At 66.4% G+C, this 19,496-nt stretch carries 13 protein-coding genes and 2 rRNA genes; 1 reads left to right on the forward strand and 14 read right to left on the reverse strand.

The features are described 5' to 3' along the window. Window positions 1-57 precede the first annotated feature (57 nt). From L0M17_RS12815 to L0M17_RS12835, 5 genes are all read right to left on the reverse strand, one after another. A 23S ribosomal RNA gene (locus L0M17_RS12815) occupies window positions 58-3,186 on the reverse strand. A 590-nt stretch (window positions 3,187-3,776) separates the two neighbouring features. Continuing rightward, window positions 3,777-5,308: ribosomal RNA gene (locus L0M17_RS12820) — 16S ribosomal RNA — on the reverse strand. The 16S and 23S rRNA genes sit together here, the layout of an rRNA operon. Before the next feature lie 452 nt (window positions 5,309-5,760). Continuing rightward, window positions 5,761-7,068 (reverse strand): tyrosine--tRNA ligase, encoded by a 1,308-nt coding sequence (gene tyrS, locus L0M17_RS12825; protein ID WP_241054371.1) that lies wholly within the window; start codon window positions 7,066-7,068, stop codon window positions 5,761-5,763. A 17-nt stretch (window positions 7,069-7,085) separates the two neighbouring features. Then, entirely contained in the window at window positions 7,086-9,338 is a 2,253-nt protein-coding gene (locus L0M17_RS12830; RefSeq protein ID WP_241056433.1) for a HelD family protein, read from the reverse strand. 87 nt (window positions 9,339-9,425) lie between these two features. Beyond that, window positions 9,426-9,977 (reverse strand): adenine phosphoribosyltransferase, encoded by a 552-nt coding sequence (locus tag L0M17_RS12835; protein ID WP_241054372.1) that lies wholly within the window; start codon window positions 9,975-9,977, stop codon window positions 9,426-9,428. Between the two features lie 82 nt (window positions 9,978-10,059). Here L0M17_RS12835 and L0M17_RS12840 point away from each other — a divergent pair, with 82 nt between their 5' ends. Next, window positions 10,060-10,749: a GNAT family N-acetyltransferase gene (locus L0M17_RS12840; protein ID WP_241054373.1), complete on the forward strand. Its 690-nt coding sequence runs from the start codon at window positions 10,060-10,062 to the stop codon at window positions 10,747-10,749. A 189-nt stretch (window positions 10,750-10,938) separates the two neighbouring features. Here L0M17_RS12840 and L0M17_RS12845 read toward each other — a convergent pair whose 3' ends face one another. The 9 genes from L0M17_RS12845 to argB all read right to left on the reverse strand — a co-directional run bounded on the left by L0M17_RS12845 (window position 10,939) and on the right by argB (window position 19,493). Further along, window positions 10,939-11,595 carry a DNA-3-methyladenine glycosylase gene (locus L0M17_RS12845; RefSeq protein WP_241054375.1) on the reverse strand — a complete coding sequence of 219 codons (657 nt, stop codon included), beginning with the start codon at window positions 11,593-11,595 and terminating at the stop codon, window positions 10,939-10,941. Between the two features lie 12 nt (window positions 11,596-11,607). Next, complete coding sequence (locus L0M17_RS12850) at window positions 11,608-12,354, reverse strand: maleylpyruvate isomerase family mycothiol-dependent enzyme (protein WP_241054376.1); 747 nt, start codon at window positions 12,352-12,354, stop codon at window positions 11,608-11,610. Window positions 12,355-12,431: 77 nt separating this feature from the next. Next, complete coding sequence (gene argH / locus L0M17_RS12855; protein WP_241054377.1) at window positions 12,432-13,844, reverse strand: argininosuccinate lyase; 1,413 nt, start codon at window positions 13,842-13,844, stop codon at window positions 12,432-12,434. 5 nt (window positions 13,845-13,849) lie between these two features. Next, a complete protein-coding gene (locus L0M17_RS12860) occupies window positions 13,850-15,055 on the reverse strand; it encodes an argininosuccinate synthase (RefSeq protein ID WP_241054378.1) in 1,206 nt (401 codons plus the stop codon). Window positions 15,056-15,159: 104 nt separating this feature from the next. After that, a complete protein-coding gene (locus L0M17_RS12865; protein WP_241054379.1) occupies window positions 15,160-15,699 on the reverse strand; it encodes an SRPBCC domain-containing protein in 540 nt (179 codons plus the stop codon). A 20-nt stretch (window positions 15,700-15,719) separates the two neighbouring features. After that, entirely contained in the window at window positions 15,720-16,238 is a 519-nt protein-coding gene (locus L0M17_RS12870) for an arginine repressor (protein WP_241054380.1), read from the reverse strand. 14 nt (window positions 16,239-16,252) lie between these two features. Then, window positions 16,253-17,236, reverse strand: a complete 984-nt coding sequence (argF, locus tag L0M17_RS12875; protein ID WP_241054381.1) for an ornithine carbamoyltransferase — start codon at window positions 17,234-17,236, stop codon at window positions 16,253-16,255. After that, window positions 17,233-18,546 (reverse strand): acetylornithine transaminase, encoded by a 1,314-nt coding sequence (locus L0M17_RS12880; RefSeq protein ID WP_372498018.1) that lies wholly within the window; start codon window positions 18,544-18,546, stop codon window positions 17,233-17,235. The genes argF and L0M17_RS12880 overlap by 4 nt, the downstream gene beginning before the upstream one ends. Beyond that, window positions 18,543-19,493 carry an acetylglutamate kinase gene (gene argB, locus L0M17_RS12885; RefSeq protein ID WP_241054382.1) on the reverse strand — a complete coding sequence of 317 codons (951 nt, stop codon included), beginning with the start codon at window positions 19,491-19,493 and terminating at the stop codon, window positions 18,543-18,545. The genes L0M17_RS12880 and argB overlap by 4 nt, the downstream gene beginning before the upstream one ends. Window positions 19,494-19,496: the final 3 nt, after the last annotated feature.

Below are 19,496 nucleotides of genomic sequence, written 5' to 3' on the forward strand. Positions count from 1 at the left end.
TGTCCCGTGGGGTTGTTGTCCGGGGACCGTAGAGTGGACGCGGGCAGTGCCGTTGTGTGTGTGAGGCTGTCGGCCTATTAGTACCGGTCGGCTTCGCAGGTCTTTGGTCCCTGCTTCCACGTCCGGCCTATCAACCCAGTGGTCTGCTGGGGGCCTTCAGGACAGATGTCCTTGGAGATCTCATCTCGAAGCGGGCTTCCCGCTTAGATGCTTTCAGCGGTTATCCCATCCGAACGTAGCCAAGCAGCGGTGCACCTGGCGGTACAACTGCCACACCAGAGGTTCGTCCGTCCCGGTCCTCTCGTACTGGGGACAGCCCTTCTCAGATCTCCTGCGCGCGCAGCGGATAGGGACCGAACTGTCTCACGACGTTCTAAACCCAGCTCGCGTACCGCTTTAATGGGCGAACAGCCCAACCCTTGGGACCTACTCCAGCCCCAGGATGCGACGAGCCGACATCGAGGTGCCAAACCATGCCGTCGATATGGACTCTTGGGCAAGATCAGCCTGTTATCCCCGAGGTACCTTTTATCCGTTGAGCGACGGCCCTTCCACGAGGTGCCGCCGGATCACTAGTCCCGACTTTCGTCCCTGCTCGAGATGCCTCTCTCACAGTCAAGCCCCCTTGTGCACTTGCACTCGCCACCTGGTTGCCGACCAGGCTGAGGGGACCTTTGGGCGCCTCCGTTACCCTTTGGGAGGCAACCGCCCCAGTTAAACTACCCGTCAGGCACTGTCCCTGGCCCGGATCACGGGCCGAGGTTGAGATGCCCAAAGCGACCAGAGTGGTATTTCAACGGCGACTCCACCGGCACTGGCGTGCCCGCTTCGCAGTCTCCCACCTATCCTACACAAGCCGCTCCGGACACCAATACCAAACTGTAGTGAAGGTCTCGGGGTCTTTCCGTCCTGCTGCGCGTAACGAGCATCTTTACTCGTAGTGCAATTTCGCCGAGCTCGCGGTCGAGACAGCGGGGAAGTCGTTACTCCATTCGTGCAGGTCGGAACTTACCCGACAAGGAATTTCGCTACCTTAGGATGGTTATAGTTACCACCGCCGTTTACTGGGGCTTGAATTCTCCGCTTCACCCCACGGAGGGGGCTGACGGGTCCTCTTGACCTTCCAGCACCGGGCAGGAGTCAGTCCGTATACATCGTCTTGCGACTTCGCACGGACCTGTGTTTTTAGTAAACAGTCGCTTCCCCCTGGTCTCTGCGACCCCTCCCCCCTCGGGCCAGCGCGTGGCCTCCAGGGTCGGGGTCCCCCTTCTCCCGAAGTTACGGGGGCATTTTGCCGAGTTCCTTGACCGCGATTCTCTCGATCGCCTCGGTATCCTCTACCTGATCACCTGTGTCGGTTTGGGGTACGGGCGGCTAGGACCTCGCGCCGATGCTTTTCTCGGCAGCATAGGATCACCCGATCCCCCCTCGCGGGGGTCCCGTCGGACCTCAGGCACATGGACGGCGGATTTCCCTACCGTCCGCCCTACATCCTTGGACCAGGTCAACCATCGCCTGGCCGGGCTGCCTTCCTGCGTCACACCTGTTAATGCGCTTGCCTCGGGGCCTCGGTTCCCGCGCTCACCCCGCACCCCCCGCCCCGAAGGGCGGGAAGGGCGACGGGGATCCGTCGGTTAGCATCGGCCCTCCGGCACTGGCGGTCCTTCGCCGGTACGGGAATATCGGCCCGTTGTCCATCGACTACGCCTGTCGGCCTCGCCTTAGGTCCCGACTCACCCAGGGCAGATTAGCTTGACCCTGGAACCCTTGATCATCCGGCGGACGGGTTTCCCACCCGTCTTTCGCTACTCATGCCTGCATTCTCACTCGTGCGGGCTCCACCGCTCGGTCACCCGGCGGCTTCAGACGCCCGCACGACGCTCCCCTACCCAGCCCCACCCCTGAACCACGAAGGCTAGGGACGCATGGGACTGCCGCGGCTTCGGCGGTGTGCTTGAGCCCCGCTACATTGTCGGCGCGGAATCACTTGACCAGTGAGCTATTACGCACTCTTTCAAGGGTGGCTGCTTCTAAGCCAACCTCCTGGTTGTCTCTGCGACTCCACATCCTTTCCCACTTAGCACACGCTTGGGGGCCTTAGCCGGCGGTCTGGGCTGTTTCCCTCTCGACCACGGAGCTTATCCCCCGCGGTCTCACTGCTGCGCTGGTCTTGCCGGCATTCGGAGTTTGGCTGACGTCAGTAACCTGGTCGGGCCCATCGGCCATCCAGTAGCTCTACCTCCGGCAAGGAACACGCAACGCTGCACCTAAATGCATTTCGGGGAGAACCAGCTATCACGGGGTTTGATTGGCCTTTCACCCCTACCCACAGCTCATCCCCTCCATTTTCAACTGAAGTGGGTTCGGTCCTCCACGACGTCTTACCGTCGCTTCAACCTGGCCATGGGTAGATCACCCCGCTTCGGGTCTAGACCGCGCCACTGAACGCCCTGTTCAGACTCGCTTTCGCTGCGGCTCCCCCACACGGGTTAACCTCGCGACACGGCACTAACTCGCAGGCTCATTCTTCAAAAGGCACGCCATCACCGGAACAAGCCGGCTCTGACGGATTGTAGGCGCACGGTTTCAGGTACTCTTTCACTCCCCTCCCGGGGTACTTTTCACCTTTCCCTCACGGTACTGGTCCGCTATCGGTCATCGGGTAGTATTCAGGCTTATCAGGTGGTCCTGACAGATTCACACGGGATTCCTCGGGCCCCGTGCTACTCGGGGACACCCGCAAGGACGAAAAGCAGGGCATTCACGGCTACGGGACTCACACCCACTCCGGCCGGCCGTTCAAGACCGTTCGCCTATACCCCACCACGCCCCGGCACGCCGGCAGACGCACCAAGCAGGACCCCACAACCCCATGCGCGCAACCCCTGCCGGGTATCGCACGCGCACAGTTTGGCCCTCGTCCGCGTTCGCTCGCCACTACTGACGGAATCACTGTTGTTTTCTCTTCCTGCGGGTACTGAGATGTTTCACTTCCCCGCGTTCCCCCCACACCGCCTATGCGTTCAGCGGCAGGTCACCGCACATGACATGCGGCGGGGTTTCCCCATTCGGACACCCTGGGATCACCGTCCGGTTATCGACTCCCCCAGGCTTATCGCAGATTCCCACGTCCTTCATCGGCTCCCGATGCCAAGGCATCCACCGTACGCCCTTGAAAACCTCGCACCCACACGGGCACAAAAAAACACTTCCAAGGAACAAGGCCCGCAACCCCACCACCCGAAAGCAGCAGGGCGCAGGACCAAGAAACAAAAAGAAGAAATTGCACACGGCACCACACGACCCCCGCACCCCCCACAGAAAGGGAGGCACCCGGGCCCATGGCACCGCAAGATGCTCGCGTCCACTATACAGTTCTCAAACAACAACCCCCACCGGCCCCCCGCACCCCACAAGGGGACAACGGGGAGGACCCGGAAGGGAACAGATCCGGGACTGCTGCCCCAGGACCCAACAGCGTGCCACCACCCGCACACCCCCCACCAAGGGAAGGCGCACGCGCCGGCCCGGCCCCACCGGGCACCGCAGCCGCTTTCCAGCCCCAGCACACCCCCCGCACCCGCACAGAGACGGGAACAGGGAGGGCACGGGACGTACTCGCACCACGGCACCCCACAGGGCGCCAGGCCATCCGATATGACGTTCCACCCACGAGCACCCGCCGCAGGGCATCCGCCTGCGCAACGGGCTCCCACCTGCCCCACGGGCACACCGGCGCAGCGCGCCGGCACCCGCAACGGGGAGGGGCTCCTTAGAAAGGAGGTGATCCAGCCGCACCTTCCGGTACGGCTACCTTGTTACGACTTAGTCCCAATCGCCAGTCCCACCTTCGACGGCTCCCTCCCCACAGGGGGGTTGGGCCACCGGCTTCGGGTGTTACCGACTTTCGTGACTTGACGGGCGGTGTGTACAAGGCCCGGGAACGTATTCACCGCAGCGTTGCTGATCTGCGATTACTAGCGACTCCGACTTCATGGGGTCGAGTTGCAGACCCCAATCCGAACTGAGACCGGCTTTCTGGGATTGGCTCAGCCTCACAGCATCGCAACCCTTTGTACCGGCCATTGTAGCATGCGTGAAGCCCAAGGCATAAGGGGCATGATGATTTGACGTCGTCCCCACCTTCCTCCGAGTTGACCCCGGCAGTCTCCCATGAGTCCCCACCTTCAAGTGCTGGCAACATGGAACGAGGGTTGCGCTCGTTGCGGGACTTAACCCAACATCTCACGACACGAGCTGACGACAACCATGCACCACCTGTGGACCGGCCCCGAAGGGAGGGACTGTCTCCAGCCCTGTCCGGCCCATGTCAAGCCTTGGTAAGGTTCTTCGCGTTGCATCGAATTAATCCGCATGCTCCGCCGCTTGTGCGGGCCCCCGTCAATTCCTTTGAGTTTTAGCCTTGCGGCCGTACTCCCCAGGCGGGGCACTTAATGCGTTAGCTGCGGCGCGGAGGACGTGGAATGCCCCCCACACCTAGTGCCCAACGTTTACGGCGTGGACTACCAGGGTATCTAATCCTGTTCGCTCCCCACGCTTTCGCTCCTCAGCGTCAGTTACAGCCCAGAGACCTGCCTTCGCCATCGGTGTTCCTCCTGATATCTGCGCATTTCACCGCTACACCAGGAATTCCAGTCTCCCCTACTGCACTCCAGCCTGCCCGTACCCACTGCAGACCCGGGGTTGAGCCCCGGGCTTTCACAGCAGACGCGACAAACCGCCTACGAGCTCTTTACGCCCAATAATTCCGGATAACGCTCGCGCCCTACGTATTACCGCGGCTGCTGGCACGTAGTTAGCCGGCGCTTCTTCCGCGGGTACCCTCACCACCGAAGCGGCTTGTTCCCCGCCGAAAGGGGTTTACAACCCGAAGGCCGTCATCCCCCACGCGGCGTCGCTGCATCAGGCTTGCGCCCATTGTGCAATATTCCCCACTGCTGCCTCCCGTAGGAGTCTGGGCCGTGTCTCAGTCCCAGTGTGGCCGGTCACCCTCTCAGGCCGGCTACCCGTCGTCGCCTTGGTAGGCCATCACCCCACCAACAAGCTGATAGGCCGCGAGCCCATCCAAGACCGCACAAGGCTTTCCACCCCCCACCATGCGGCAGGAAGCGGACATCCGGTATTAGACCCAGTTTCCCAGGCTTATCCCAGAGTCAAGGGCAGGTTGCTCACGTGTTACTCACCCGTTCGCCACTAATCCACCCCCGAAGGGGCATCATCGTCCGACTTGCATGTGTTAAGCACGCCGCCAGCGTTCATCCTGAGCCAGGATCAAACTCTCCGTCAAAAAACAAAAAAGCACAGGCAGCCGGCACGCCCCGGAAAAGGACACCCCCGACCACCAGATCCAAGCCAAAAACCCAGCCCGCACACACGAGGGCGCACAGGCCAGGCAATACAGCCATCAAAAAAAATGGCGTCAATCGAACATGGCACACTATTGAGTTCTCAAACAACAGGCCCAGAAAGTACATCCCCCAGGCACCAAAACCCGGGATATCTCCCAACCGAACGAGGTTCTAATTTACCTTCCCGAAGGCTTCTCCGCAAATCCCGGAATCTAGTCCGTGATGATGCTTTTGAGGCAACTTGAGGAAGGATTTCGTCCGCCACTCTGCGGTGGCGACTCGAAATACAGTACACGGCCGTCCACGAGACGGCAAATCCGCCCAGACCCCCGGGCGTGTCGCACGAGAGACTGGGCGGATCAGGTGCTAGGCGGTCCGCAGGCGGCCGTGGTCAGTCCGTCAGCACCGCGGTCGCGAGGCTCTTCTTCCCCCGGCGTACGAGGAAGTACCTGCCATGGAGGGCGAGGTCGGAATCGACTACGGCGTCGGGGTCAGTGACCTTGACGTTGTTGACGTAGGCACCGCCCTCCCCCACCGTCCGTCTGGCCGCGGACTTGCTGTCCGACAGCCCTGTCACGACGAGGAGGTCGACGATGCCGAGCTGCTCAGGTGTCACGGCGGCCGTCGTGAGCTCGGCGGTCGCGGCCTCGAGGGTGCCCTCATCGAGCACCCCGAGGTCACCGTTGCCGAAAAGGGCGGCTGACGCCGCAATGACCTTCTCCGTCGCGTCGACGCCGTGGACGGTCGAAGTCACCTCGAACGCGAGCCTGCGTTGCGCCTCCCGCGCGAAGGGCCGATCCTTGACGGCCGCCTCCAGCTCCTCGATCTCCGCGCGGGTGAGGAACGTGAAGACCTTGAGCCGGTCGACGACGTCCGCGTCCGAAGTGTTGAGCCAGAACTGGTAGAACGTGTACGGCGAGCACATGGAGGCGTCGAGCCAGATCGCGTTGCCCTCGCTCTTGCCGAACTTGGTCCCGTCAGCGTTCGTGATGAGCGGCGTGCCCAGGGCGTGGACGCTCTTGCCTTCGACCTTGCGGATGAGCTCGGTCCCGCTCGTCAGATTGCCCCACTGATCCGAGCCGCCCGTCTGCAGGACACAGTCGTAGGCCCTGAACAGCTCGAGGTAGTCCATGCCCTGAAGTATCTGGTAACTGAACTCGGTGTACGAGATCCCCTCGTCCGAGGAAAGCCTGGAGGCGACAGCATCCTTTCGGAGCATCGTGCCCACCCGGAAGTGCTTGCCGATGTCGCGCAGGAAGTCGATCGCGCTGAGCGGCGCGGTCCAGTCCAAGTTGTTGACCATTCGCGCGGCGCTCTCGCCCTCGAAGCTGAGGAATCGCTGCACCTGCGCTTTCAGGTAGCCGACCCACTCGGCGACGGTGTCCTTCGTGTTCAAGGTGCGCTCCGCCGTCGGACGCGGGTCCCCGATGAGCCCGGTGGAGCCGCCGACGAGCCCAAGTGGCCGGTGACCCGCGAGCTGGAGGCGACGGAGCACGAGGAGCTGGACCAGGTTGCCGAGGTGGAGGCTCGGGGCCGTGGGGTCGAAGCCGCAGTAATACGTGATCGGATCCCCCGAGAGCAGAGCCTCGAGCTCAGTCTCATCGGTCGAGACGTGGACCAAGCCACGCCACTTGAGCTCCTGCCAGATGTTCGGGAAGCTCGGATCGTTCTTCTGCGTATCGAGTACTGTCTGCGGCACGGCTTCTACGGTATCAGTCAGGCCTCGGCAAATTGGGCTTCGATCCCCGCCGGCAGCGGGTCTGCCGCGATGAGCCGAAGCCGCTGGGTGGCCCGCGTCATGGCGACGTAAAGGTCGCCGACTCGGCCGTGATGCTCGTCGACGAGACGGCCCGGCTCGAGGACGACAACGCCGTCGAATTCGAGCCCCTTCGCCTCACGCGGATCGATCACGACGATGTCCTGGTCGAAGCTCCCCGCGCCCGCGCCGACGCGGGCGCCGTAGACCTCCCGCAACGCATTCCGGGCGCCCTCGACGAACTGCTCCGGCGCGATGACGGCGACCAGACCGCCGTCGGCCGCTTCCAGTTCCTCTGGCATGACGGCGACCAAGCGCTCGACGACGGTCCCCGGATCAACTAGGTCGACGATCGGCGGCCATTGGCCCTCGCGGACCGCCTTGGGCGCCGAGACGGTGAGGCCCGCGGCAGCCGCCATGCGCGCCGCCGATTCAGCGATCTGACTCGGCGTCCGGTAGTTCACGGTGAGCTCCTCGAGCTGCCAGCGCTCCCCGAAGAACGGCGTGAGCGCTGCGCTCCAGGACGACGCGCCTGCGGCCGAGCTCGTCTGCGCGATGTCCCCCACGATGGTGAAGGACTTGAGCGGGCACCGGCGCACGAGCAGGCGCCACTGCATGTAGGAGAGCTCCTGCGCCTCGTCAACGATGATGTGGCCGTACGCCCACGTGCGATCCCCCACGGCCCGTTCAGCCGCCGTCAGCCGCGCCTCGGGTGCCTGCTGGAAGTCAGCGAGGTCCTCGGCGCTCACGACGCCGTCGACGCCCTGTTCCCGCAGCGCGTTGTTGAGGTTCGCGAGCGTGCGCTCGGCGTTCTCGAGGTCGCGCCGTCGTTCGGCTTCACGGCGCGCGGCCTCCGTGCTGCCCGCTGCGTCGGGCTCCCCAAGCAGCTCCGCCGCCTCGTCCAGGAGCGGAATGTCCGCCTCGGTCCACGGGAAGTCAGCCGGACGCTCGAGAAGGTCCCTCTCCTCGGCGGTCAGACCGGTCGCGACCGTATCGAGGATGGCCCGCTTCGAGAACAGCTCGGTGAGCAGCTTCTGTGGCGTCATCGGCATCCAGCAGAGGTTGAGCGCGACGCGCACGTCCCGCGACTGCCGCACATCCTCCGCGAGATACGAACGGTCGGCGTTGTTCCCCACACTCGAAGCCTCGAGCTTCGACTGGAGCTGCTCCGTGAGCTCGCGGAGGAGAATCTTGACGAACGTGTTCCGGGCCTCGTTGTAGGGCTTGCCGGTGGCACGCGCCTTGTCCCGCGCACGGCGCACCTGCCGAGGCGTGAGCACGAGCTTCTGACCCTCGACATCGACGACGCGATCCGCGGCCGGGATCCGCTGGCGATTGGATACGGCGGCGGCCACGAGCTCGACCATGCGCTTGCTGCCCTTGAGCCTCGCAATCCGCGGATCCTCTTCGGGAACCGCGCTGATGCCCGGCATGAGCCGGCCGAGGCTCGACATGACGACGCCTGTCTCGCCAAGCGACGGGAGCACCCGCTCGATGTACTTCATGAACGACGGCGACGGCCCCACGAGCAGCACGCCCGCCGACTTGAGCCGGTCCCGGTGGCTGTACAGGAGATAGGCCGCGCGGTGGAGGGCGACAGCCGTCTTGCCGGTGCCCGGGCCGCCTTGGACCACGAGGGCCCCAGGCATCGGCGCGCGGATGATGCGGTCCTGTTCGGCCTGAATGGTGCTGACGATGTCCGCCATGCGGCCTGTGCGCTTCGAGTTGAGCGCGGCGAGCAGGGCGCCCTCGCCCTGATGATGGCCCGCCTCGAGCATGTCCGCGTCGAGGATGTCGTCCTCGATCGCCTTGACTTCCCTGCCCTGCAGGATGAGGTGGCGACGCCGGCGCACGCCCTGCCGGTCGAACGCCGTAGCCTGATAGAAGTGGCTCGCTTCAGGCGCCCGCCAGTCGACCATGAGGCGGCGGAGATCGTCCGTGCTCAGCCCGATGCGGCCGATGTACTGTGCCTCGCCGTCGTCGAGATCGAGGCGGCCGAACACGAGCCGGTCCTCGACCGCATCAAGCTGCGCAAGCCGATCCTCGTACATGGCGGCGAACGCGTCGCGCTCAGAGATGTTCTGCACGGAGCCGACGGCCCCCGCCTTGCGCACGGTGGCGAGCTGGCTGCGCTTCTCGTCGCGCAACTCATCGAGCCGGCGGTAGAGGCCCCGCACGTAATCACGTTCGTGAGCCAGATCGGCGTCGGGCATCGGCATGTTCCCCTTACTGCAATGACGGACCGTCCATTCTACAGCGATTCGGGTGAACATGCCGGTAAGCGCATCCGCTGTGTGACGCTACAACTCGATGCGCTGGAGCGAATGAACACCGTGCCCTTCGAGGGCGTCCCGTCCGCCGAGGCCGGCAAGCTCGAGGACGACGCCGATTCCCACCACGTGCGCCCCGGAACGCTCCATGAGCCGGGTGGCCGCAGAAAGAGTCCCGCCTGTGGCCAGGACATCGTCGAGGAGCAGGATCCGGGCCTCTGGCGGGACGTCGTCCTCGTGGACCTCGATCGTCGCGTGGCCGTACTCGAGGGCGTAGTCCTCCGAGAGCGTCGGTCGTGGGAGCTTGCCCTTCTTCCTCACCGTGATGACGCCGGTCCCCGTTGCGTACGCTGCGGCGGCCGCCAGGAGGAAGCCGCGGGCCTCGACTCCGGCCACAAGGTCGAACTTGCCTGCGAAGGGCGCCGTGAGCTCGTCCACCATGACGCGGAGGCCTTTGCCGTCCGCGAAGACGGGAGTCAGGTCCTTGAACGTGATGCCGGGGCGCGGATAGTCCTCCACAGTGGCACAGAGTCGGTTGAGGAGGTCGACGACGCTTTCGTCGGGCGCGGTTTGTGGGATCACCCTTCCACGTTACCGAATGTTCATATCCACATAGCCTGATCGCGGGTCTCCCCGCTCCCACACGGCTGCTTCAATGAGCCCCATGCAGCACCGCGTTTCTCTCGCCGGACATGGCGTGCGCCTCGTGCCGCTCGCGCCCCTGCAGGCCGAGCAGCTCTTCCCACTCATCGACGCCGAACTGTGGTCCGGGATGGCCGCCCCGCGCCCGGAAACTCCGGAGGCTCTCGCACGGCTCTTCGCCATGCGGCTCAACGATCCCGGCGCCCTGCCCTTCGCTGTCGCGCAGGACAGTGTTGCTGAGGGCAGCGTCGCAGCGGGAAGCATCGCAGCGGACAGCGTCGGCACCGACAGCTTCGCCGATGACATGACCGGCGCCCTCATCGGCACGACCGGACTGTACGAGCTGAACTCCGAAGAGGGCAGAACCGAGGTCGGTGGCACCTTCTTCGGCCGGGCCTACTGGGGGTCCGGCGCGAATGACGCATCGAAGCTCCTGCTCCTAGGCCATGCCTTCGACGCCCTCGGCCTCTCGCGAGTCGGGTTCCGGGTCGACACACGCAATCGACGCAGCGCGAAGGCCCTCCTGCGGATGGGAGCGCAGTACGAGGGAACGCTGCGGTCCTACCGGGCCATGGGGCAGGCCACCATGGGCGCGGAGGCGCGCTCCGACACAGCCGTGTTCTCAGTCCTCGATACCGAGTGGTCGGCGGTACGCGCGCGGCTTCTCGACCGGCTTGCCCGTCGCGACGAGACCTGCCGCGACGCCGCTTGACGGGCCCGAACTCCCCAACCTCTCGCCCCACCTCCCCAACTCTTCGCCCGAACTCCCCAACCTCTTGCCTTCTTGAGCGCCCGAACGACGCGTAATAGCGGCGAACACGCCCCGGTTGACGACGAAAGCCGGGGAGACCGGCGCCAAAACCGGGGAGACCGGCGCCAAAGCTGGGGAGACCGGCGAGACTCAGCGGACGACGGCGTTGCCCGCTGTGCGAGCGCGAGTCCTCGGCTTGGCGGCGCGGTAGGCCGAAACGCTCGGTTCGCCAGGCAGCCAGAACCGCCATGGATAGTCGGCCGAGCCCCCGGCTCCCGCGACGCCGACCCGAGGGCCGTTGAGGACCGAGGGCGCGCGGCGGGCCGGCGGAAGGAGCCGAAATTCGCCGTCGAGCGCTGCACCGTTGTGTTCCCGGGTGATCCCGAGGGCCTGCGCGAGCCTCGCAGGGCCCCGTGCGAGCTCCGATTCCTTGCGGGCGGCAGCTCGTCGCGCCATAGCGAGGTCAATTCCCTCCACAATTTCCCCGGCACGCAGAAGACACCCGGAGGATCGACCCGCGGGTCCGCACACGATGTTCGCGCAATAGTGCATGCCGTACGTGAAGTAGACGTAGAGATGTCCCGGAGGTCCCCACATGACCTCGTTACGGGCGGTTCGGCCGTTGTAGGAATGGGAGCCCGGGTCTGCATGTTCCGAATCGCGATGGCCGCGGTACGCCTCGACCTCGGTGAGACGCACGCTGACCGCGCCCTCCGCCGTCGTATGGGTCAGGACGGCGCCCAAGAGGTCTGGGGCGACGGCGACCGGGTCGCGCAGGAGCCAGTGGAGGAGTTCGTCGTACTCCATGGACCGCAAGGGCTACTTGACGGCGAGCGCCGACGGCCAGGGGCCGATGGCGGGCAGCGAAACTGCCTCCCCCGCATGCTCCGCCCGGACGGACCCCCTGCCGACCTCCCGTCCCGCAAGCCACGCGGCTAGGTCCTGAAGGCGGCCTTCGACGATGACGCCGTCGCTGCCGTCCCCTAGCCGAATCTCCTCGCCATGGTGCGGCCGCAGATAGAACGTCTCCCCCTGCGGCACCCGCGGCTCGAGGAAGCCGAGGAGATGATGGCAGAAGTCAGAGCTCCATTCCTGCTGGCTGCAGCCCGTGCCGAGGTCAGTGTGGTGGATGACGAGCTCGCGCCAGAGGGCGAACGCGGCGTCGCGCACCACGCCATTGCGGAAGCGCACGCGGGCGTCCCATTCGCCGGGCTTGAGCGCAGCGAACTCATCGAGGACCCCGTCGAGCGCAGCGCCCACGCGCTCGCGGCACTCGTCCGCGGTCGCGTGGGCACCGTCCTCGATGGCCTGATCGCGCGCCAGCTGACCGCCGTCGTAGAGCTCGACCTGCTCCCCTCGCCGGGCGTACTCGACCTGCCGGCCGACGGCAGCGCTAATCCCCTGGATGTGGGCCAACACGTGGCCCCTGGTCCAGCCCGGCAGCTCGGAGGGCTGCCGGGCCGACTCGTCGGTCAGTCGCTCGAGCTCGTGACGGATTCCCGCGGCGGCTGAACGGATCTCGGCTAGGAGGTGCTCATCGGTGAGGGCAGCGGCTTCGGTTCCCATGCCATCAGATTAGCCAGTGCCATCAGATTAGCCACTCGAAACCTGCCACGGGATCAGCCAATCAAGCGATCAGCCAATCAGCCTGCGAAGCCGCGGGCCTCCCCGAGCTGTGCCTTGAGACTGTCGAGCTGCCGGGCGACGGCGGACGGCGCGGTGCCGCCCTGTGCGCTCCGGCTGGCGAGCGAGCCCTCGGTGCTCAGAACCGAGCGCACCTCCGACGTGAGGACGGGACTGATGGCCGAGTACTCCTCGTCCGTGAGGTCCCAGAGTTCCACTCCCCGGCTCTCTGCCTGCCGCACCGCCGCGCCCGAGAGTTCGTGCGCGTCCCGGAACGGAACGCCCTGGCGGACGAGCCACTCGGCGATGTCGGTCGCAAGCGCGAAGCCCTGCGGCGCGAGCGAGGCCATGCGCTCGGTGTTGAAGGTGAGCGTTGCGATCATGCCGGACACTGCCGGGAGAAGGAGCTCGAGTGTATCGGCCGCATCGAACACCGGTTCCTTGTCCTCCTGGAGGTCGCGGTTGTACGCGAGCGGGAGGCCCTTGAGCGTCGCGAGGAGCCCTGTGAGGTCGCCGATGAGCCGCCCGGCCTTCCCCCGGGCCAGCTCGGCGACGTCCGGGTTCTTCTTCTGCGGCATGATCGATGAGCCCGTCGAGAACGCATCGTCGAGCGTGACGAAGGAGAACTCCTTCGTGGCCCACAGGATGACTTCCTCGCTGATCCGCGAGAGGTCGACACCGATCATGGCGGCGACCCAAGCAAACTCTGCGAAGACGTCCCGCGAGGCGGTGCCGTCGATCGAGTTGTGCACTGCGGAATCGAAGCCGAGGTCGGCTGCGACGGCTTCCGGATCGAGACCGAGCGAGGAGCCCGCGAGTGCTCCCGAGCCGTAGGGGGAGACAGCGGCCCGCTTGTCCCAGTCCTGGAGGCGCTGCACGTCGCGCAGGAGCGCCCACGCGTGGGCGAGCAGGTGATGGCTCAGGAGCACGGGCTGCGCGTGCTGGAGATGGGTCCGGCCGGGCATTGCTGCGTCAGGATGCGCCTCGGCTTGGGCGACGAGCGCGTCGACCGTATCGAGCACCCCGCGCGCGATGAGGCGGGCGTGGTCGCGGAGGAACATGCGGCCGAGCGTTGCCACCTGGTCGTTGCGGGAGCGTCCGGCGCGCAGCTTCCCGCCGAGCGCGGTTCCGGCGCGCTCGATGAGACCCCGCTCGAGGGAACCGTGCACGTCCTCGTCGGATTCCGCGGGCTGGTAGGCCCCGGAAGCGACGTCGGCGTCGAGCTCGTCGAGTGCCGCGAGCATCCCCGCGAGCTCCCCGTCGTCGAGCAGGCCCGCGCGATGGAGGACCCGCGCATGGGCGCGGGAGCCCGCGATGTCGTAGCGCGCGAGGCGCCAGTCGAAGTGCGTCGACTTGCTCAGGGCGGCGAGGGCATCAGCGGGTCCGCCGGCGAAGCGGCCACCCCAGAGGGCGCCCTCGTTCGTACTAGCCACGCCGGCTACTCCCCCGCGACCCGCTGGTCGCGGCCCGAGGCGACCTTCGAGGCCATGCCCCAGATGTCGATGAAGCCCTTGGCGCTCGACTGGTCGAACGTATCGCCGGTGTCGTAGGTAGCGAGGCTGAAGTCGTAGAGCGAGGTGTCGGAGCGGCGCCCGTTCACGACGGCTGTGCCGGCGTGCAGGACCATGCGGACCTCGCCCGAGACGTACTTCTGGCTGTCGTCGATGAAGACGTCGAGGGCGCGCTTGAGCGGGGAGAACCACTGGCCGTCATACACGAGCTCGGACCAGCGCTGGCCCACCGTCGTCTTGAAGCGCGCATGCTCGCGCTCGATCGTGACGTCCTCGAGGTGCTTGTGCGCCGTGATGAGGGCCATGGCGCCCGGTGCCTCGTAGATCTCGCGGCTCTTGATGCCGACGAGGCGGTCCTCGACAACGTCGATGCGGCCAACGCCCTGGGCGCCGGCTCGGCGGTTGAGCTCCTGGATGATCTGCAGCGGGGTGAGCTCGACGCCGTCGATCGCAGTCGGGACGCCCTGCTTGAAGGTGATGGTCAGCTCGTCCGGCGCAGGCGGGAACTCCGGGCTCTGCGTGTAGTCGTAGATGTCCTTCGTCGGGGCGTTCCAGATGTCCTCGAGATAGCCCGTCTCGATGGCGCGGCCCCACACGTTCTGGTCGATCGAGTAGGGGTTCTTCTTCGTCGTGATGATGGGGAGGTGCTTCTCCTCCGCGTAGGCGATCGCCTTGTCGCGGGTCAGCGCGAGGTCGCGGACCGGTGCGATGCACTTGAGGTCGGGGCCGAGCGTCTGGATGCCGACCTCGAAGCGGACCTGGTCGTTGCCCTTGCCGGTGCAGCCGTGAGCGACGGTCGTGGCGCCGAACTCGCGTGCGGCCTTGACGAGGTGCTTGACGATGACGGGACGGGAGATCGCCGAGACGAGCGGATAGTGCCCCTGGTAGAGCGCGTTCGCCTTGAGGGTCGGCATGCAGTACTCGTTCGCGAACTCGTCGCGCGCGTCGGCCACGTACGCCTCGACGGCGCCACATCCGAGGGCACGCTGGCGCACGGTCTCGAGGTCCTCGCCGCCCTGCCCGACGTCGACGGCCACGGCGACGACCTCGGCGCCGGTGGCATCAGCGATCCAGCCGATCGCGACGGACGTGTCGAGGCCGCCCGAGTAGGCGAGGATGATGCGATCCTTCACGTTGTTCTCCTTGGAGTGACTGGTCTTGAACCCGCCCGAAACTAAAACTGGGCGCGAAACGAATGACTATTCAGAAGTCTACATAACTATTCAGTGCTTTCGCACTATTCAGTGCTTTCACACACCGAGCGGGCAACCTCCAGCTCGATGTCCCAGCCTTGGCTGTTCCCATCGAACGCGGCCCGCCTGTCCGCGTCGCTTCCCGGGAGGGACGCGAAACCGGTCTCGACGACGCGAAGGCGGGCTCCGCCGTCGTACTCCTCGACGAAGAACTCGAGGAGGGTCGACCCCGCGCCTTCCCCCACCCAGCGGAAGACCACATGATGGGGAGCTTCGAGCGCCACCGTGAGGATGCCGAAGTCGCCGTGGACCGGATCGCGGACGAGGCTCACGTCGCCGTCGCGGTCGATTTCGTGCGGACGGTATTCCCCGTCATTGACGAACCAGCCGGGCTCCGATACAAGCGCGAAGACGCGCTCGACCGGGGCGGAAATCTCGATCGTCTTCTCGATCCGGTCGAGTTCAGCCATGTCGGAGGGCTCGGGGTTGGAGAGGATCAGGCCGGACGCTGCCTCGTTAGACGCCTCTGCCTCGTTAGACGCCTCAGCCTCGTTAGACGCCTTTGCCTCATTAGACGTTGTCATGGCCCCATCGTCCCGCCCGGTCAGCCGCCTTGTGAAGCCAGTTCGAGGAACCGGGCGGCGACGGCCTCCCCGCCGAGCGGATCGCGGGTGACGATCATGACCGTGTCGTCGCCGGCGAGCGTGCCGAGAACCGATGGGATGACCGAATGGTCGATCGCGAGCGCGAGGAAGTTCGCAGCGCCAGGGGGCGTGCGGAGGACGACGATGTTCGCGCTCGCTTCGGCCGTCACGAGGAGCTCGGCGCACAGCTTGGCGAGCCGCGCGTCGAGGACCTCGGGATCGAGCCCGATACGGGGACTGCGGTCGCCGCCCTCGCCGCGGACGGCGTACACCAACCCGCCGTCGGCCCCGCGCACGCGAACCGCGCCGATCTCGACCAGGTCGCGCGAGAGCGTGGCCTGGGTGACTTGCACGCCGTCGTCCGCGAGAAGCGCCGCCAGCTCCGCCTGCGAGCGCACGGCCTGTCCCGCCAGGAGCGCGCGGATACGTGCCTGACGGGCTGCCTTCGTCTGGGGCGCCGGGCCGGGAGCGAGGCTCATGACGCTGGCCCCATCTACTCCAGGCCCTCCACGCTGGCTTGGCCTGACCGATGAAGAAGCCACGCGAGCAGCGCCTTCTGCGCGTGCAGGCGGTTCTCGGCCTCGTCCCACACGACCGACTGCGGCCCGTCGATAACCTCGCCCGCGACCTCGTATCCCCGGTAGGCTGGGAGGCAGTGGAGGAAGATGGCGTCCTCGGCCGCCTTGCCCATCGCGGCTGCATCGATGCTGTAGTCCCGGAACAGGGTCATCCGGGCTTCCTTCTCGGCCTCCTGCCCCATCGACACCCACGTGTCGGTCGCGACCACGTCAGCACCCTCGAGGGCCGCCGCCGCATCGGCCGTGACGAGCACCGAACCGCCGGTCGCAGCGGCCACGGCCTCCGCCTCTGCCACGACCCCGGGATCCGGAAGGTAGCCCTCCGGGCCCGCGATCCGCACGTGCATGCCCGCGGTGACTCCCGCGAGGAGGTAGGAGTTGGCCATGTTGTTCGCCGCGTCCCCCAGGTACGCCATCGAAAGCCCGGCGAGCTTCCCCTTGTGCTCGCGGACGGTGAGGAGGTCCGCGAGGAGCTGGCACGGGTGGTAGTCGTCGCAGAGCGCGTTCACGACAGGAACACGCGAATGGGCCGCCATGTCCACCAGCCCCTGATGCGGCCCCGTCCGCCAGACGATTGCCGCGACCATCCGCTCGAGGACCCGCGCAGTGTCCTCGACGGACTCCTTGTGGCCTATCTGGCTCTCTCCGGGATTGATGATGAGCGGGGTCCCGCCGAGGTCCGAGACCCCGGTCGAGAACGAGACACGGGTGCGCGTGGACGTCTTGTCGAAGATGACCGCGACCGTCTTGCGGGCGCTCCCCGGGCCCGCGAGCGGCTGGGCCGAGTATGGCGCGGCCTTGAGCCGCAGCGCGAGGTCCAGCACCTCGGCCTGCTCGGTCGGGCTCAGATCGGTGTCCTTGAGGAAGTGGCGGACTCCCCGTGAAGCTTGCTCTGTCATGACTGATCCTTCTGCTTGAGTGTGGCCGCGGCTGCCTCCACGAGGCCGGGCAGTGCGGCGAGGAACGTGTCCGCCTGCTCCGTGGTGAGGATGAGCGGCGGGGCGAGCCGGATGGTCCGTGGTCCGGGCGCGTTCACGATGAAGCCCGCCGCGAGCGCGGCATTGACGACGGCGCCGGCGAGGTTGGCGTCCTCGGCCACCGCCGCGGCGTTTCCTGCGGGACCCGCGAGATCGAAGCCCACGAGGAGTCCGCGCCCGCGCACCTCGGTGACCTCGGGCAATCGCTCGAGCCCGGCCCTGATGTGCTCCCCGACCGAGCGGACGTGCTCGAGCAGGCCCTGGCTCTCAATCGTGTGGAGGGTTGCGAGCGCGGCGGCGGTGGCGACGGGGTTGCCGCCGAACGTCGTGCCGTGCTGGCCGGCCGAGAGCAGGGCGCTGTTCTCGGGGCCGAACGTGATGAGGGCGCCGATGGGGAAGCCGCCACCGAGGCCCTTGGCGAGGGACACTGCGTCGGGAACCACTCCCGAACCGTCGATCGCAAGCCACGAGCCGGTCCTGCCGATGCCGGTCTGGACCTCGTCGATGATGAGGAGGGCTCCAGCCTCCCGCGTGATCCGGCGCGCCTCTGCGAGGTAGCCCTCCGGGAGCGGGATGACGCCGGCTTCGCCCTGGATGGGCTCGAGGAAGAGGGCCTGGGTGGTCTCGTCGACTTCGGCGCGCAGCGCGTCAAGGTCGCCGAACGGGACATGGACGACGCCGCCGGGCAGGGGCGCGAACGGCTCGCGGTATGCCTTCTTGGCCGTCAGGGCGAGGGCGCCCATCGTGCGGCCGTGGAACGCGCCCTCGAGCGCGACGATCTTGGTGCGGCGCTGCGACTGGCGCTCGCCCCCGTTCCGCCGTGCCAGCTTGAACGCCGCCTCGTTCGCCTCAGTGCCTGAGTTCGCGAAGAAGACCTTGGATCCCGCCGGCGCGCTCGTGATCTCGAGGAGCTTCTCCGCGAGCGCCACCTGGGTGGGACTCGTGAAGAAGTTCGAGACGTGGCCGAGGGTCGCGAGCTGGGACGAGATGACGCTGGTGACGAACGGGTGGGCGTGCCCCAGCGCGTTGACCGCGATCCCGCCGAGCAGGTCGAGATACTGCTTGCCGTCGGCATCCCAGACATAGCAGCCTTGGCCCCGGACGAGCACTCGCTGCGGCGTGCCGAACACGCCCATAAGCGATCCCGAGTAGCGGGCCAGCCACGCCTCGCCGGTCGACGCGCCCACGAGCTCGGAGACCTGCCGCGCCTCAGGGGTTTGGGAAGTGCTCACGCGGTTCCTCCTGCATGTTCTGGTACGACCTGCGTGCCGACGCCGGCGTCTGTGAAGATCTCGAGCAGCATCGTGTGCGGGCTCCGCCCGTCGACGATCGCCGCGCGGTCCACGCCCTCGGTCACTGCCTTGAGGCACGCGCTCATCTTGGGGATCATGCCCGATTCGAGGCTCGGAAGCATCTCCCGGAGCTCTGAAGCAGAGATCTGCGAAACGAGCGAATCCTTGTCCGGCCAGTTGCGGTAGAGGCCCTCGACGTCGGTGAGCACCACGAGCCGCGACGCGCCCAGGGCGACGGCGACCGCGGCTGCGGCCGTGTCCGCGTTGACGTTGAGGACCTGGCCGGTCGGCTGGTAGGAGGCAGCGCCGTCGTCCGCTCCCGAGACCTCCGGGGCGACCGTCGAGATGACCGGAATGCGGCCGGCCTCGAGGATGTCGTGCACGGCGGCGGGATCGACGCCGACGACCTCGCCCACGAGCCCGAGGTCGACCTCCTCGCCATCGACGACGGCGCCGGTGCGCACGGCGCGCAGGAGACCGGCGTCCTCGCCCGAGAGGCCGACGGCGTACGGGCCATGGGAGTTGATGAGGCCGACGAGCTCGCGCCCGACCTGCCCGGTGAGCACCATGCGGACGACGTCCATGGCCTCGGGCGTCGTCACCCTGAGTCCGCCCTTGAACTCGCTCTCGATCCCCACACGCTCGAGCATGCGGTTGATCTGAGGGCCGCCGCCGTGGACGACGACTGGCCGGATCCCTACGTGGTGCAGGAACACGATGTCCTCGGCGAACGCTCGCCGCAGCTCGTCGTTGACCATCGCGTTGCCGCCGTACTTGACGACCATCGTGCTGCCCGCGAACTTCTGGATCCACGGGAGCGCCTCGATGAGGGTCGCGGCCTTGTCCATCGCGAGGCGGATATTGGTGTTGGATGCTGCCTCTGTCATGCC

Origin of the sequence: Sinomonas terrae (assembly GCF_022539255.1) — a bacterium.
In the GTDB taxonomy this organism is placed as follows: Bacteria; Actinomycetota; Actinomycetes; order Actinomycetales; family Micrococcaceae; genus Sinomonas; species Sinomonas terrae.